The sequence below is a fragment of the Klebsiella sp. ME-303 genome, from assembly GCF_007910085.1.
GTDB lineage: Bacteria > Pseudomonadota > Gammaproteobacteria > Enterobacterales > Enterobacteriaceae > Klebsiella > Klebsiella michiganensis.
In genome coordinates this window covers 1-15446 of record NZ_VOJB01000040.1, presented here as the reverse complement: position 1 = coordinate 15446, position 15446 = coordinate 1, and the positions used below count along the sequence as shown (strand labels likewise).

General features: G+C 55.4%; 19 protein-coding genes and 1 pseudogene. 7 read left to right on the top strand and 13 right to left on the bottom strand.

Going from position 1 to position 15446, the window contains the following annotated elements; translation table 11 throughout:
* The 6 genes from rpsL to fkpA all read right to left on the bottom strand — a co-directional run.
* A partial coding sequence (rpsL, locus tag FQK12_RS00850; protein WP_146295642.1) for a 30S ribosomal protein S12 occupies window positions 1-335 on the bottom strand: 335 nt, incomplete at its 3' end.
* Between the two features lie 124 nt (window positions 336-459).
* Window positions 460-747 carry a sulfurtransferase complex subunit TusB gene (gene tusB / locus FQK12_RS00845; protein WP_025107828.1) on the bottom strand — a complete coding sequence of 96 codons (288 nt, stop codon included), beginning with the start codon at window positions 745-747 and terminating at the stop codon, window positions 460-462.
* A gap of 7 nt (window positions 748-754) precedes the next feature.
* Window positions 755-1114 (bottom strand): sulfurtransferase complex subunit TusC, encoded by a 360-nt coding sequence (gene tusC, locus FQK12_RS00840; protein ID WP_004854839.1) that lies wholly within the window; start codon window positions 1112-1114, stop codon window positions 755-757.
* Entirely contained in the window at window positions 1114-1500 is a 387-nt protein-coding gene (tusD, locus tag FQK12_RS00835) for a sulfurtransferase complex subunit TusD (RefSeq protein WP_014227040.1), read from the bottom strand. Before tusD ends, tusC begins: the two co-directional genes overlap by 1 nt.
* Window positions 1500-2222: a transcriptional regulator gene (locus tag FQK12_RS00830; RefSeq protein ID WP_004106380.1), complete on the bottom strand. Its 723-nt coding sequence runs from the start codon at window positions 2220-2222 to the stop codon at window positions 1500-1502. Before FQK12_RS00830 ends, tusD begins: the two co-directional genes overlap by 1 nt.
* A gap of 166 nt (window positions 2223-2388) precedes the next feature.
* Window positions 2389-3207, bottom strand: a complete 819-nt coding sequence (gene fkpA, locus FQK12_RS00825; protein WP_004854844.1) for an FKBP-type peptidyl-prolyl cis-trans isomerase — start codon at window positions 3205-3207, stop codon at window positions 2389-2391.
* A gap of 222 nt (window positions 3208-3429) precedes the next feature.
* On the opposite strand from fkpA, the gene FQK12_RS00820 reads away from it, so the two are divergent.
* A complete protein-coding gene (locus FQK12_RS00820; RefSeq protein WP_014227041.1) occupies window positions 3430-3648 on the top strand; it encodes a protein SlyX in 219 nt (72 codons plus the stop codon).
* Window positions 3649-3707: 59 nt separating this feature from the next.
* Here the strand turns inward: FQK12_RS00820 and slyD are convergent, their stop codons facing one another.
* The 4 genes from slyD to kefG form a co-directional block, all read right to left on the bottom strand.
* Window positions 3708-4295 carry a peptidylprolyl isomerase gene (slyD, locus tag FQK12_RS00815; protein WP_014227042.1) on the bottom strand — a complete coding sequence of 196 codons (588 nt, stop codon included), beginning with the start codon at window positions 4293-4295 and terminating at the stop codon, window positions 3708-3710.
* 94 nt (window positions 4296-4389) lie between these two features.
* On the bottom strand, window positions 4390-4590 hold the full coding sequence (locus FQK12_RS00810; RefSeq protein ID WP_004106389.1) for a YheV family putative zinc ribbon protein: 201 nt from the start codon (window positions 4588-4590) through the stop codon (window positions 4390-4392).
* 11 nt (window positions 4591-4601) lie between these two features.
* Window positions 4602-6407, bottom strand: a complete 1806-nt coding sequence (gene kefB, locus FQK12_RS00805) for a glutathione-regulated potassium-efflux system protein KefB (RefSeq protein WP_014227043.1) — start codon at window positions 6405-6407, stop codon at window positions 4602-4604.
* Window positions 6394-6954, bottom strand: coding sequence for a glutathione-regulated potassium-efflux system ancillary protein KefG (gene kefG, locus FQK12_RS00800; protein WP_004854856.1), 561 nt, complete (start codon window positions 6952-6954; stop codon window positions 6394-6396). The genes kefB and kefG overlap by 14 nt, the downstream gene beginning before the upstream one ends.
* A 175-nt stretch (window positions 6955-7129) precedes the next feature.
* Between kefG and FQK12_RS00795 the strand changes: the two genes are divergently transcribed.
* Complete coding sequence (locus FQK12_RS00795) at window positions 7130-9034, top strand: ABC transporter ATP-binding protein (RefSeq protein ID WP_004854860.1); 1905 nt, start codon at window positions 7130-7132, stop codon at window positions 9032-9034.
* A gap of 61 nt (window positions 9035-9095) precedes the next feature.
* Here FQK12_RS00795 and FQK12_RS00790 read toward each other — a convergent pair whose 3' ends face one another.
* On the bottom strand, window positions 9096-10586 hold the full coding sequence (locus FQK12_RS00790; protein ID WP_014227044.1) for a nicotinate phosphoribosyltransferase: 1491 nt from the start codon (window positions 10584-10586) through the stop codon (window positions 9096-9098).
* Between the two features lie 4 nt (window positions 10587-10590).
* Window positions 10591-11460, bottom strand: a complete 870-nt coding sequence (prs, locus tag FQK12_RS00785) for a ribose-phosphate diphosphokinase (RefSeq protein WP_014227045.1) — start codon at window positions 11458-11460, stop codon at window positions 10591-10593.
* Window positions 11461-11656: 196 nt separating this feature from the next.
* On the opposite strand from prs, the gene FQK12_RS00780 reads away from it, so the two are divergent.
* From FQK12_RS00780 to FQK12_RS00765, 4 genes are all read left to right on the top strand, one after another.
* A complete protein-coding gene (locus FQK12_RS00780) occupies window positions 11657-12376 on the top strand; it encodes an NUDIX hydrolase (RefSeq protein WP_014227046.1) in 720 nt (239 codons plus the stop codon).
* Between the two features lie 144 nt (window positions 12377-12520).
* Entirely contained in the window at window positions 12521-13480 is a 960-nt protein-coding gene (locus tag FQK12_RS00775; RefSeq protein WP_231719137.1) for a hydrolase, read from the top strand.
* Window positions 13477-13695: a YheU family protein gene (locus FQK12_RS00770; protein WP_004125965.1), complete on the top strand. Its 219-nt coding sequence runs from the start codon at window positions 13477-13479 to the stop codon at window positions 13693-13695. The genes FQK12_RS00775 and FQK12_RS00770 overlap by 4 nt, the downstream gene beginning before the upstream one ends.
* Window positions 13696-13730: 35 nt before the next feature.
* Window positions 13731-14603 carry a phosphoribulokinase gene (locus FQK12_RS00765; protein WP_004854874.1) on the top strand — a complete coding sequence of 291 codons (873 nt, stop codon included), beginning with the start codon at window positions 13731-13733 and terminating at the stop codon, window positions 14601-14603.
* A gap of 43 nt (window positions 14604-14646) precedes the next feature.
* Here FQK12_RS00765 and FQK12_RS00760 read toward each other — a convergent pair whose 3' ends face one another.
* Window positions 14647-15051 (bottom strand): OsmC family protein, encoded by a 405-nt coding sequence (locus FQK12_RS00760; RefSeq protein WP_004854875.1) that lies wholly within the window; start codon window positions 15049-15051, stop codon window positions 14647-14649.
* Window positions 15052-15355: 304 nt separating this feature from the next.
* Between FQK12_RS00760 and FQK12_RS00755 the strand changes: the two are divergent.
* Window positions 15356-15446, top strand: a pseudogene (locus FQK12_RS00755) (cAMP-activated global transcriptional regulator CRP); the annotation flags it as partial.

The window sequence follows — 15446 nt, the reverse complement described above, 5'->3', positions numbered from 1 at the left end:
TGCTTACGGTCTTTAACGCCGGAGCAGTCAAGCGCACCACGAACGGTGTGGTAACGAACACCCGGAAGGTCTTTAACACGACCGCCACGGATCAGGATCACGGAGTGCTCCTGCAGGTTGTGACCTTCACCACCGATGTAGGAGGTGACTTCGAAACCGTTAGTCAGACGCACACGGCAAACTTTACGCAGTGCGGAGTTCGGTTTCTTAGGAGTGGTGGTATATACACGAGTACATACGCCACGTTTCTGCGGGCAGGCTTCCAGCGCCGGCACGTTGCTCTTTGCAACTTTGCGCGCGCGTGGTTTGCGTACCAGCTGGTTAATTGTTGCCATTAAATAGCTCCTGGTTTTAGCTTTTGCTTCGTAAACACGTAATAAATCGCCTCATATAATATGAGGACGCAGAATTTTAGGGCGGTGCCGAAAAGGTGTCAAGAAATATACAACGATCCCGCCATTACCAGGACAACTGACCTGCATGTTTGACTGAAAGTCTGACGAAATCAGTATAGCTAACCCTGACGACACTGTCCGCAATTTGACCAGCCAGCCCGCGGGCTTCGATATCTTCTTGCAGAGCGTAGAGGGATATGGGGGCAGATTGCAGGATTTCAAGGAAACGGCCTTCCGCGAGAGCGGCGATAACGCCGTCCGACAGCAGCAGAAGATCGTCGCCCTCTTTTAGCAAACGGAGCATAGCCGCCATATCGGCGTGCCAGGGAGATGTGCTTAGCGTGTGGAGCATTCGAGCCTCAGAACCGCAGTATCACGTTAAAATCGTCAAGCCGGGCGCGCAAAGCCTCTGGCTCCAGCCATTCGCCATCAACAACCCACGGCGTGGCAGAATTCAGACCGCGCTCCCGTGCTGAAGCAGCGCAAATCCAGCACTGTTCGATATCGTATAGCGATAAGAGCTTAAAGGTGGAGATATAGTCGCGCGCCAGCACCGCTGCGGGGCGCTGCCCGGGAAGAAGCTGAAAGACGCCATCGCCCACGAAGAAAACGCCGATCTCTTCCGTCAGCGCGGAGGTTGCCAGCAGGGCGTCCAGCCCTTCCCTGCCCGACGCTGAACCATGAGGCGCAGACGAAAAAACAAAGGCTACGCGCTTCATCAGAACTGCACCATGCGATCGCAGGTTAACGCGGCTTCCGCCAGCGCGCCCAATCCGCTCAAGGTAAAGCCCGGCTGCAAATTATACCCAGGCAAATTCAGCTGCCGGGCTTCCTGTTCATCAGTGATTCCACGGCGTAACGCTGCGGCTACACAGATATGCAAGGAAACGGCGTGTTCGTCATGCAGCGTCTGCCAGGCCCGAACCAGATCAAATTCGTCGCTGGCGGGCGCCGTGAGCTGATTCGCGTTATAGACGCCTTCACGATAGAAAAAGACGCTGAGCAACTCGTGGCCTTCCTGCAAAACGGCGCGGGCAAACTGTAGTGCGCTGCTGGCCTGCTGGGTACCATAAGCGGGCCCTGTTACCGTAATGGCAAAGCGCATTACTTATCCAGCCCCTGGAAATCTCCACTTTTGAACTGACGAATGTAGAGATATACCGTGTGCTTAGAGATATTCAGCCGATCGGCCACCTGATTGATGGCATCTTTGATATCAAAGATCCCCTTCTCATAGAGGTTCAGGACGATCTGCCGATTTTTAGCGTTGTTAGAAACGTTACGGTCAGCGTTCACCTCTTCAATCGTGAACTCAAGCGTCTGGGCCACCAGATCGTCAACCGATGAAGCAAAGTTGACCTGGGAATTCACCTCCGTCGTTTCCGGCGGAATAAAGGTGCTCATGATTTGTGAGAAAGGGACATCAAGGTTCATGTTGATGCACAGCAGGCCAATGACCCGATGGTCACGGTTGCGGATAGCGATAGTGACCGATTTCATCAGCACACCGCTTTTGGCGCGAGTAAAATAGCATTTGGAAACGCTGCTATCGGCTCCAGTCATATCGTGCAGCATGCGCAGCGCAAGGTCGGTAATTGGCGAGCCAATTTGACGGCCGGTGTGTTCACCGTTGGCGATACGAATAGCGGAACATTTTAAGTCCTGCAATGAGTGCAATACGATTTCACAGTGGGAACCGATGAGCATCGCTAACCCGTCCACTACCGCTTCATAGGATTTAAGGATATCGAAGTCGGTCTGGTCAAAAGGACGTTGATCCAGCAAATCAAGCTCACTGGTCTCGTTGGTTAAAAGCGACCTGGACATGAAAAAAAGCACTCCTTTTCAGGAGCCTGTCGTTATCGTCAGGGCAGGCTCATCATCATTATTAATCTATCTAAAGTAATACAGCGCCTGAGGTTCTTTCCAGTTTTAATTATATCTGCCCGCAATAAAAAAACCGCCGCCCCTGGAGGCGGCGGCTCAAAACCGATTACTTCTTAGCGTCAGCGGCTGGCGCTTCAGCAGCGGCTTCAGGCTTGGCGTCCGCTTTCGGCGCCGGTTTAATATCCAGCAGCTCTACATCAAATACCAGAGTAGAGTTTGCCGGGATACCCGGTACGCCAGTTTTGCCGTAAGCCAGATCCGGTGGAATGACCAGCTGGATTTTACCGCCTTTCTTGATGTTCTTCAGGCCTTCGGTCCAGCCCGGGATCACGCCGTCCAGGCGGAAGGAAAGCGGCTCGCCGCGGGTATAAGAGTTATCAAACTCTTTACCGTCGATCAGCGTACCTTTGTAGTTGACGACAACGGTATCGCTGTCTTTCGGCGTTTCGCCGGTACCCGCTTTCTCGACTTTGTAGAGCAGGCCAGATTTAGACGTTTTTACGCCTTTCTCTTTGGCAAAGGCGTCACGGTAAGCTTTGCCTTTTGCTTCATTCTCAGAGGCGTCTTTTTCCATTTTCTGCTGAGCAGCAGTTTTTACACGTGTTTCAAACGTCTGCAGAGTCTGTTCGATCTCCTGATCGGACAGTTTGCTCTTATCAGCAAAAGCGTCCTGAACGCCGGCGATCAGCTGATCTTTATCTAATTTGATGCCCAGCTTTTCTTGTTCTTTCAGGGAGTTTTCCATGTAACGTCCCAGCGATGCACCCAGCGCATAAGCAGATTTCTGATCGTCATTTTTAAATGCCGATTTGCTGTCCGTTGCGGGTGCCGCTTTCGCTGTAGTCTCAGCAGCGAAGCTCAGCGGTGCATTCAGGGCGATGGCCATAGTGGTCGCCAGCAGCGTTACTTTAAACAGTGATTTCATCCATTTCTCCAGGGCCGGGGCATCTCACCCCAGGGTTATCGTAAAAAACAAAAAACGTACTATAGAACGTTGCAGAACAAATCAACATACAGACGTACCTGAATATCGCCTCATTTAGGACTATTTTTGTATAAATTAGTTTCCTGTCAGACGTAACGATGCTGCGCGGATGCTGAAACTTCAGTAGAATCCGCCCGCAGGATAAGACAGAAGAGGTTACTCATGCACAATAGCACTTTAGAGACTCGCCTTGCGGAGCTGGAGAGCAGACTGGCGTTTCAGGAAATCACTATTGAAGACCTCAACAAGACCGTCACCGCCCACGAGATAGAAATGGCGAGGATGCGCGAACATATGCGCCTGATGGTCGAAAAACTGAAAGCCACTCAGCCTTCGCATATGGCTTCACAGGCGGAAGAAACGCCCCCGCCGCACTATTAAGACGTAAAAAAAGCGGGTTTCCCCGCTTTTTTCTATTCCGCGACGCGAGCGCAGCGGAATTAGTGGCAGCCGCAGCCGCCGTTGCCGCCGCAGCCGCCTTTGCCATGTTCGTGGTCATGGTCATGGCCGTGGCCACCGCAGCAACCATCATGATCGTGGTCGTGGCCATGATCGTGCCCGTGAGCACCGTGTACATGACCATGCTCCAGCTCTTCCGCCGTTGCTTCGCGAATCGCGACAACTTCAACGTTGAACTTCAGATTCTGACCAGCCAGCATGTGGTTACCGTCAACAACAACGTGTTCGTCACCCACTTCGGTGATTTCTACCGGTACCGGACCCTGATCGGTTTCCGCCAGGAAGCGCATGCCAACCTGCAGTTCATCAACGCCCATAAATACGTCTTTAGGAACGCGCTGAACCAGGTTTTCGTCGTACTGACCGTATGCATCGTTAGCGCCGACTTCGACGTCAAATTTGTCGCCAACGTCGTGGCCGTCCAGCGCGTTTTCCAGGCCGGAAATCAGGGAACCGTGACCATGCAGGTAGTCAAGCGGCGCGCTTACCGGAGACTCATCAACCAACACACCGTCTTCTGTACGTACCTGATAGGCCAGGCTGACCACCAGGTCTTTTGCTACTTTCATGATATCTCCTGAGCATGGGAAGAATAGTGGCGCAGATTGTAGCGGAATTCTGCACCCGTGTACCCTCTAGCTTAAAAAAAGCCGATAGATAACGCTAGTCCGGATGAAAAATGCCTATCACTTGCTCTTCTTTGCGAACATGCTCACGGACCTCTTTATCCGCCTCACGCATCTGATGACCGCACTTAACGCACTCAACAATATCGACATTATTCTCACGCCACATCGCCAGCGAATCCTGGGCCTGGCACGCCGGGCATTTCGCACCGGCGATAAAACGTTTACGCACAGCCATATCATTTACCTTTATTCAAATTCATCCCAGCCGTCTAACTGCCTGCTCTCTTTTTGCATCTCGCGCTGAAAAATCTCCTCCAGCTCGCGTCTGGCTTCCCGCACGCGGGATATCTGCAGGGTATCACTATGCACCGGCATTAACTCACGCAGCATCCGCATATCGAGGCGCCGAAAATGCAGCTGGGCGCGCTGCGCCTGATGGGGATGCATGCCGAGCGAGATAAGCGCTTTTCGTCCTAGCTCCAGCGCGCTGGAGAAGGTTTCGCGGGAAAACTGCGCCACTCCCGCCTGCAGCAGCTCATGGGCCTCAACGCGTCCCCGCGCTCGCGCCAGAATATGGAGATGTGGAAAGTGTTGTTGACACATCTCCACCAGCTTCATGGTATCTTCCGGCTCGTTGCAGGTGATAACGATCGACTGCGCGTCTTCGGCTCCCGCCGAGCGCAGGAGCTCCAGCTGCGTCGCATCGCCAAAATAAACTTTATAGCCATATTTACGCATCAGATTGACCGCGCTGATATCGCGCTCCAGTACCGTAATACGCATTTTGTTCGCCATCAGCAGACGGCCAATCACCTGGCCGAAACGCCCAAAACCAACGATGATCACCTGCGGTTTGTCATCTTCAACCCACGGAGCCTCGCCCTCCTCTTCAGGTTGGTTCAATCGCCGCGAAAGGACTTTATCGATGAGCTTCATCAGCAGCGGCGTGGTCATCATCGATAATGTCACCGTCACCAGCAGCAGGGCCATCTGATCGTTTTGAAACAGGCGAAGCGAAGCGGGGAGTGAGAACAGCACAAAGGCAAACTCTCCCCCCTGGCTCAGCACGCCGGCAAACTGCACCCGTTCAGAGCTGCGCAGGCCATAAACCCGTGCCAGAAGATACAGGACGAGACCTTTTACCGTCACCAGTATCGCGACGCTGGCCACAACCCACAGTAAATGGGTATAGAGCACCCCAAGGTTCAGCGCCATGCCAACGGAAATAAAGAACAGCCCGAGGAGAAGCCCTTTAAACGGCTCAATGGCGATTTCCAGCTCGTGGCGATACTCGCTCTCTGCCAGCAGGACGCCGGCGATAAAGGTCCCCAGCGCCATCGACAAACCGAGCGCATCCATAAACAACGCCGATCCGAGAACCAGCAGTAGCGTCGCCGCGGTGAAGACCTCCCGCACGCCGGATCCGGCGATAAACCGAAATACCGGCCTCAGCAGATAACGACCGCCAACCAGCATTCCGCCGAAGGCCAGCACCTTCATCCCGATGGTGAGCCAGTTAAAATGGTCGTCACCTGACCCTGCGAGCAGGGGAACTAGCGCCAGGGCCGGGATCACGGCCAGATCCTGAAACAGCAGTACGGAGAAGCCCAGCTGCCCGGACTCGCTGCGGCTCATGCCTTTCTCCCGCATCAGCTGCAGCGCCATCGCGGTGGAAGACATCGCCAGCCCAATCCCGCCAACCACCGCAGCGCGCCATGAGAAGTCGCTAAGCATGAGCAAACCGCCAAGTATCAGCGCGCTGAAGGCGACCTGAGCGGCCCCGACGCCGAAAATGGAGCTTCTCAGCCGCCACAGCTTGGACGGATTCAACTCCAGTCCGATGATAAACATCAGAAAGACGACGCCTAATTCTGAGAAGTGAAGAATTTCATCCACATCGCTGATGAAGCCTAATCCCCAGGGGCCGATGGCGATACCGGCCAGCAGATACCCGAGCACGGCACCAATACCCAGCCTCGCCGCCAGCGGCACCGCCACTACGGCGGCAAACAGAAATAACACCCCGGCCAGCAGTAAATCAGCTCCCGCCATTTGGACCTCCCGCCGTTACAGGGTTAGCCAGCCAATCGCGGTAGGCGCGAGCGCGGCTTTTCAGATCGTCGGGTGATTGCCGACGCGCCCAGTAGACGATAATCGGGCTCATCCAGTGCATGCGGCACATACCGGCGGTCAGTTCGAAAGGGCGGAGAATATCATTCATCGGATAACGATGGGCATCGCGCCGGTAGGCGCTCTCCGGCTCGCCGGTAGTAATGACGCTACGCCAGTACTTTCCCGCCAGCTGATTCCCTCCCGCCCCGCTGGCAAAGCCGCGGCTGAGCACCCTGTCCAGCCACTCTTTCATCAGCGCCGGGCAGCTCCAGGTATAGAGCGGATGCTGGAAAACTATCACCTCATGCTGGCGCAGGAGATCCTGCTCGCAGGCGATATCGATAAAAAAATCCGGATAGTGCGCGTAGAGATCGTGCACGGTAACATTCGACAACTGTAAGGCCGGTTCAAGCAAAACCCGGTTGGCCACGGAATCCTGAGATTCTGGGTGGGCATACAGCAGCAAAACTTTCGCTGTCTGAGACATCTTTCCCCTCCCGAACGTCTTCTGGCGGCCTGTGCAGCGGCTGCGTCCCGACGCAACCAGAATGACTTTGTGTATCATCTTCATTTTGGGCTACCATTGCGGCCCGGTTGAGCGATTCGCTCGACACTACATTATCATAATGACAAATTAACATAGTCAGAACATACGGCGCCTTATGATTGTTTTCTCCTCCTTACAAATTCGTCGCGGCGTACGCGTCCTGCTGGACAACGCTACCGCCACCATCAACCCAGGGCAAAAAGTCGGCCTGGTGGGTAAAAACGGCTGCGGTAAATCCACGCTGCTTTCGCTTTTGAAAAACGAGATTAGCGCCGACGGCGGCTCAATGACCTTCCCCGGCAGCTGGCAGCTGGCCTGGGTTAATCAGGAAACACCTGCGCTTGCGCAGCCGGCTATTGACTATGTTATTGATGGCGATCGCGAATTCCGCAAGCTGGAGGCGGACCTGCACGAAGCCAACGAACGTAATGACGGCCATGCCATCGCGACGGTCCACGGTAAGCTGGACGCCATCGACGCCTGGACCATCCGCTCGCGTGCGGCCAGCCTGCTCCACGGGCTCGGTTTCAGCAACGAACAGCTTGAAAGACCGGTGAGCGACTTTTCCGGCGGCTGGCGTATGCGTCTCAACCTCGCGCAGGCGCTGATTTGCCGTTCCGATCTGCTGCTGCTTGATGAACCGACGAACCACCTCGATCTCGACGCGGTCATCTGGCTGGAGAAGTGGCTCAAAGGCTACCCGGGGACCCTGATACTGATCTCCCACGATCGCGATTTTCTCGATCCGATCGTCGACAAAATTATCCATATCGAACAGCAAACGATGTTCGAGTACACCGGCAACTACAGCTCATTTGAAGTGCAGCGCGCGACCCGTCTTGCGCAGCAACAGTCGATGTATGAGAGCCAGCAGCTGCGCGTCGCGCATTTGCAGAGCTACATCGACCGTTTTCGCGCTAAAGCCACCAAAGCTAAACAGGCGCAAAGCCGTATCAAAATGCTCGAGCGTATGGAGCTCATCGCCCCTGCCCACGTTGATAACCCGTTTCACTTTAGCTTCCGCGCGCCGGAAAGCCTGCCCAATCCCCTATTGAAAATGGAAAAGGTCAGCGCCGGTTATGGCGAGCGCGTGATCCTCGACTCAATCAAGCTGAATCTGGTTCCCGGTTCGCGCATCGGTCTGCTGGGGCGTAACGGGGCCGGTAAATCGACGCTGATAAAACTGCTGGCCGGCGAGCTACAGCCGCTGCAGGGTGAAATTGGTCTGGCGAAAGGCATCAAGCTTGGCTACTTTGCCCAGCATCAGCTGGAGTTCCTGCGCGCCGACGAATCCCCGCTGCAGCATCTTGCCCGTATTGCGCCGCAGGAGCTGGAGCAGAAGCTGCGCGACTATCTGGGCGGTTTCGGCTTCCAGAGCGATAAAGTCAACGAAGAGACAAAGCGTTTCTCCGGCGGCGAGAAAGCGCGCCTGGTGCTGGCGTTAATCGTCTGGCAGCGGCCTAACCTGCTGCTGCTTGATGAACCCACCAACCACCTCGATCTCGATATGCGCCAGGCGCTAACCGAAGCGCTCATTGATTTTGAGGGCGCGCTGGTGGTGGTTTCGCACGACCGTCATCTGATTCGCTCCACCACCGATGACCTTTATCTGGTGCACGACAGCAAAGTCGAACCTTTCGATGGCGATCTTGAAGACTATCAGCAGTGGCTGAGCGACTCGCAAAAGCAGGAAAGCCAGACATCGGAAGAGCCAAAGGAAAACGGCAACAGCGCCCAGGCGCGTAAAGATCAGAAACGCCGGGAAGCCGAACTGCGTACGCTGACCCAGCCGCTGCGCAAAGAGATCGCCCGACTGGAAAAAGAGATGGAGAAGTTCAACGCGCAGCTGGCGCAGGCGGAAGAGAAGCTGGGCGACAGCGAATTGTACGATCAAAGCCGCAAAGCCGAGCTCACTGCGTGTCTACAGCAGCAGGCCAGCGCGAAGTCCGGGCTGGAAGAGTGTGAAATGGCCTGGCTGGATGCCCAGGAGCAGCTGGAGCAGATGCTACAGGAAGGCTAGCGGCAATATGCCATACGTGAAGGCGGGCTAACCCGCCTTTTTTCATCCTCCGCACCCTGGCTTAGCGCTGCGCCGCCAGTCGGGCGCGGATCTGCGACAGCGAGGCATAGCCGTACAGCTTGCCATCCAGAAAGCGCGTTTTTAACTCGCCCTGCTGCTCCTGTTCCAGCGTTTGCCCATCGTACAGCTGCAGTTCCCCCAAGGCGTCGCGTTCCACGCGCAGCAGACCACGCGCCGAACGTTTAAGACCATTATCGGTTTTCGGCTCCTTAAAGAGGGCTCTTCCCTCGCCGTTCACCTCCCCCCAGGTTGCCTTCATCGCGAAGCCGAAGGTATCGCGGGTGTTGTACTGGTAGGTAAATGAACCCACGCCGAACACCACGTTAGCGCTGGCAAAACCTTTCGCTTCCAGGCGACGCAGGATCTCATCCGCTCTGGCGAGAGTAATGGAATCGCCGTAAATCAGGCCGACATGCGGATCCAGCACCTTGTATCCTTTTTCGTTGATAGTGCCGCCAAAAATTTCCCACAGAATCTCCACGGAGCCTTTCTCCTCGGCGCTGCGCTCGCTGCGGGTGTCGTCGTCAGCTGCGGTTCCGCACAGAATCGCCACCGGATCGCCGCTGTCCGGACGGAATACCACGCGCCCCTGACGCTGCATAATTATTGCCTGCAGCTCGCGGGTGTATTCGGTCAGCACCTGCCAGTAGTCCCAGGTATCCGAGACGATAGAGACGAAACCCTGCGGGTGGACTTCGGTAATCAGCCGGCGAAAGGTTTCAATTTCCCGCTCGCGCTCGCCCATACACATCACGCTGTGTTCCGTAGCCGGAATGCTGGCGCCGATGAGCTCATCTTCACCGCGAGTGTAATAATCACGGGCATACAGCAGCGAAGGCAGGCTATCGGTCCCTTTGAAGCTGGCCAGATGTCCGCAGCCCGACTGCGCAGTGTCGTGCAGTCCGGACATCCCCCGAAACGAAAAGTCGTGACATTGGAAATCAAGGTGCGTCAGATCGCTACAGGTTTTCTCCGCCCAGCGTTCGCAAATCAGGCGATAGTGGTGGGCGATGGTCGCGTTGGTTGACACTTTCCACAGCTCCGCCGAAAGCACCGTCTCCAGATAGTTCACCAGCCAGAAGAACTCAGGTTGCGTATTGGTGATGGTCAGCACCGGTACTTTCATCGGCACCTTGGTGCCTTCATCCAGCGCTTTGATATGCAGCGGTAAATAGCCAAGCCGATGCAGAGCGCGAATAGGCTCCACCCCAACCGTATCGCGCCCCAGATAGCCGTCCATCACCTGCTTATACTCGTTCACGACCTCCTCTTCCGGGCGGGCGAAAAACGCGTCGTTAAACAGATCGACCAGGAACCACTGCAGAAAGCCCTGCAGGCCGAAAAATACCAGCTTGCCATCGGCCTGCGGCGACTGGAAAAAACGATCGCTGCGCGGGGTAAAGTTAGAGTAGACCTTCGTTGTCCCCTGTGGATACTGCACGCGATGGGAAACTTTATAACCATCGATGGCCAGAATCGGATTTATTTTCATCATGTTATCCCCTATGTGCGCGGTAGATGGCGTCAATATCGATAAGCTCCAGCTGCGGATGAGCCAGGGCAGGAGAAGTCAAAGATGTGGTGGCGTAAACGGCATCGATGCCGTTATTCAACAGATGCTCTACGCCTTTGGAAAAAATACCGTGGGTGACGTACAGACTCACGCTGCGGGCGCCCGCCTCGCGCAGCACCTGCGCCGAGCCGATAAAGGTGCCGCCTGCGTCGCAGAGGTCGTCAACAATAAGCACCGCTTTACCCGCGACATCACCGGCCAGCAGGGAAAAACCGGTTAACGCGCCGCTGGCAAGGTCACGCTCTTTACCGAGGATCGCGAACTCTCCGGCACCGCAGGCTTTAGCCACAGGATGAATCTTCTTTAGCGCGCCGGCATCCGGCGCCACCAGCATCAGCTCCCCGGCAGCAATAGCCTGACGCAGACCGGCGCTCTGCAGAAGACAGTGCTGTTGAGCCACCGCGACCATATTATTGACTGCCGCCGCTGCGGCATCGCTGTGCGGGTCAAGCACCACGACTTTGTCAAAGCCAAGAGTATTAAGCTGCCGGGCAAAGACCTTCAGCGCAAAGCTGTCTCCCGGCACCATATGACGATCCTGACGCGCCCACGGCAGCCACGGCAGTTCCAGATGGCTAAACGTCACGTCGGTAACATGACGCACGGCCTCCACCAGCTGCGCCAGTAGCATAAAATCGTTCATGTCGCGCAGAGCAACCGCCCGGATGCGCATCAGACGGGCGGAAGGCGGTAGTGGATCGGTCACCTTCAGCCACACAGCGCCATCGGGAAAGACGCCGCTGGCAAGCGTAAACGCTTCATCATCCAGTTCCAGGGTAAATTTTTCGCTCATGATGACCTCCGCTCATTACATTGTGTCCCTAAGACACAATTAATAATGTCCCTAAGACACATATTGTGCAAGCGTTAAATGTCATTTAAGCGGAGATTTTGACTAATCAATTGAAAAACAATAATAAAAATGGAGGCTTGCTGCACAGGAAGGGGCTGGTACACTTGTCAGCGTTCTTTTCCGCTGCGAGCGCTCTATGACCAACGATGCCGAATACCTCAGCCAATACGATGCCAGCCGCTTTCCCTCGCCGCTGGTGACCGTCGACAGCGTCCTGTTTACCCTGCATGAAGGGGCGCTGTGCGTTCTGCTGGTTGAGCGCGCTAATCCACCGCAGCAGGGGGCGTGGGGGCTACCCGGCGGCTTTATCGATCTGGCGCACGATGATTCAACCCGCGCCACGGCGCTACGTAAGCTCACGGAAAAAACCGGGATTTCACCGTCATGGCTGGAGCAGCTCGACACCTTCTCCGGGCCGGATCGCGATCCGCGCGGCTGGAGCCTGACTATCGCCTGGTTTGCGTTAATCTCGTGGGTAGAGTGTCAGCCGCATATCGCCAGCGTCAGCGATGCCCGCTGGGTGCCGGTGGCGCAGCTGGATAGCTATTCGCTGGCTTTCGATCATCAAAAGATTATTGACGCCGGTCTGCATCGCTTACGCCAAAAAACGATGTACTCTTTACTGCCGGTTTACTGTCTGCCGGAGACCTTTACCCATGGTCAGCTGCTGGAAGCCACGGAAATCATCCTTGGTCAGCCGATTCAACGCAAAAGCCTGATTCGCCGCTTCGAAGCCTCCGGAATGTTTGAAGAGACCGGTGAAACAGCGGCAACCGGCGCGCGGAAAGCGCGGCTATGGCGGCGTAAACCCGGCGTCGATTTTCATCTCTTTTCACGTAACCTGCTGACCGATTAGCCGCAAGGCCACATATGGGCTAACCTGCGCACTTCATGCGCGGTATAGTATGTTATAAAGATTATTTATTGCTCTGGTGCTATGGTTGATATCACTCCTACAGAAATGACGCCCCCTGAAGACGACTCGCAGCAGTTTCATCCGATGCGCGGCGTAGGCAATCGTCATTTGCAAACCATGTTGCCGCGGCTAATCCGTCGCAAACTCCGCTTTACTCCCCACTGGCAGCGTCTGGAATTGCCGGACGGCGATTTTGTCGATCTGGCATGGAGTGAAGACCCTTCTCAGGCGCGCCATAAACCTCGTCTGGTGGTATTTCATGGCCTGGAGGGGAGCCTACACAGCCCTTACGCACACGGACTTATCCATGCGGCAATGCAGCGCGGCTGGCTGGGCGTGGTAATGCACTTTCGCGGCTGTAGCGGCGAACCCAACCGGAATAACCGCATCTACCACTCGGGCGAAACGGAAGACGGCTCCTGGTTTCTGCGCTGGCTCCAGCGCGAGTACGGCACGGTCCCCACCGCCGCGGTGGGATATTCGCTCGGGGGCAATATGCTGGGCTGCCTGCTGGCAAAAGAAGGCGACGCTATTCCCGTTGATGCCGCGGTTATCGTATCGGCGCCGTTTATGCTGGAAGCCTGTAGCTATCATATGGACAAAGGTTTCTCCCGCGTTTATCAGCGCTACCTGCTCAACCTGCTGAAAGCCAACGCCGCGCGTAAGCTAAAAGCCTATCCCGGCTCTCTGCCCGTCGATTTACGCCAGCTAAAAAGCATGCGCCGTATCCGCGAGTTTGACGATTGCATTACGGCCAGGATCCACGGTTTTGCCGATGCGCTGGACTACTATCGCCAGTGTAGCGCCATGCCGCGCCTGAGCGATATCACTAAGCCCACGCTGATTATTCACGCGAAGGACGATCCCTTTATGGATCACCACTCGATTCCCCCGCAGGAGCAGCTGCCGGCGAATGTCGAATATCAGCTCACGGAGCACGGCGGGCACGTTGGCTTCGTCGGCGGCACGCTGCGTAAGCCTGAAATGTGGCTTGAAAAACGCATCCCGGATTGGCTAACCCGTTGGCTAGGAGCGCAAATATGATCATTCCCTGGCAAGATCTCGATCCCGAAACGCTGGATAACCTGATCGAAAGTTTTGTATTACGTGAAGGCACCGATTATGGTGAACATGAACGTTCGCTGACGGATAAAGTCGCGGATGTTAAACAGCAGTTGAAAAGCGGAGAAGCCGTGCTGGTGTGGTCAGAACTGCACGAAACGGTGAACATCATGCCCCGCAAGCAGTTTCACGGCTAAGGCGGCACACACTATCGTTTACTCTGGGAGTTGTTATGTCTGCCAAACATCCGGTGATTGCCGTCACGGGCTCCAGCGGCGCGGGAACCACGACCACCAGCCTCGCCTTTCGCAAAATTTTCGCCCAGCTTAATCTGCACGCCGCCGAAGTTGAAGGCGATAGCTTTCACCGCTATACCCGTCCGGAAATGGACATGGCGATCCGTAAAGCGCGCGATCAGGGCAAACATATCAGCTACTTTGGCCCCGAGGCTAACGACTTCGGCCTGCTGGAACACACGTTCGCCGAATATGGGCAAAGCGGCAAAGGCCAGTCGCGCAAATATTTACATACCTATGACGAGGCCGTGCCGTGGAATCAGGTTCCGGGGACCTTCACGCCCTGGCAGCCGCTGCCGGAACCGACTGACGTCCTGTTTTATGAAGGCCTGCACGGCGGCGTCGTGACGCCGCAGCATAACGTAGCAAACCATGTCGACCTGCTGGTCGGCGTGGTGCCCATCGTCAATCTTGAGTGGATCCAGAAGCTTATCCGCGACACCAGCGAGCGCGGACACTCTCGTGAGGCGGTCATGGATTCCGTGGTCCGCTCGATGGAAGATTACATCAACTTTATCACCCCGCAGTTTTCACGCACCCACCTCAACTTTCAGCGCGTACCGACGGTGGATACGTCCAACCCGTTTGCGGCCAAAGCCATCCCTTCACTGGATGAAAGCTTTGTCGTTATCCATTTCCGTAATCTAAAAAATATCGATTTCCCCTGGCTCCTGGCGATGCTGCAGGGCTCGTTTATTTCGCATATGAATACCCTGGTGGTACCGGGCGGGAAAATGGGGCTGGCGATGGAACTGATTATGGCGCCGCTGGTTGAACGGCTGATGGAAGGCCGGAAAATCAGCGAGTAGCCAGAACCCCGGTGGCGCGATTGCCGGCCGGGGCGCGTTCGGCTTACCCTTCGATCACTTCATAAGAGTGGGTAATGTTTACCGCTTTCTCAAGCATCAGCGCGACGGAACAATACTTTTCCGCCGACAGGTCGACCGCGCGAGACACGGCAGCGTCCTTCAGTTCTTTACCGGTCACGATAAAATGCAGATTGATATGGGTAAACAGACGCGGCGCCTCTTCGCGGCGCTCCGAGGTCAGCTTAACTTCGCAGTTGGTGACGTTCTGGCGGCCCTTCTGCAATATGGAAACCACATCAATCGCGCTGCATCCGCCTGCCGCCATCAGTACCATTTCCATTGGGCTGGGCGCTTTATCCCCGGAATTGCCGTCCATCAGAATCTGGTGGCCAGAAGCCGACTCACCGATGAAGGTTAACCCTTCAACCCACTTCACTCGCGCTTGCATAAATTTAACTCCAGGGCTGTAATTTTCCTGACAGATTACGCGTACATAACAATTCTCGCAACGGAAGGCGACCTGGGTCATGCTGAAGCGAGACACCAGGAGACATGCGGCGAAAGCTATGCTAAAACAATCTGGATGCTACAGTAATACATTGATGTACTGCATGTATGCAGAGGAGTTCACATTACAGGCTGCAGAAAACTTTCAGCCGGATTCCCAGGTATAGGGATTCAATACGATTGCATGCCCGGATGCCGTGTAGTGTCGGCACCCGGAGATAGCTTATAACAGAGGATAACCGCGCATGGTGCTTGGCAAACCGCAAACAGACCCTACCCTTGAATGGTTCTTGTCTCATTGCCACATTCATAAGTACCCATCAAAGAGCACGCTGA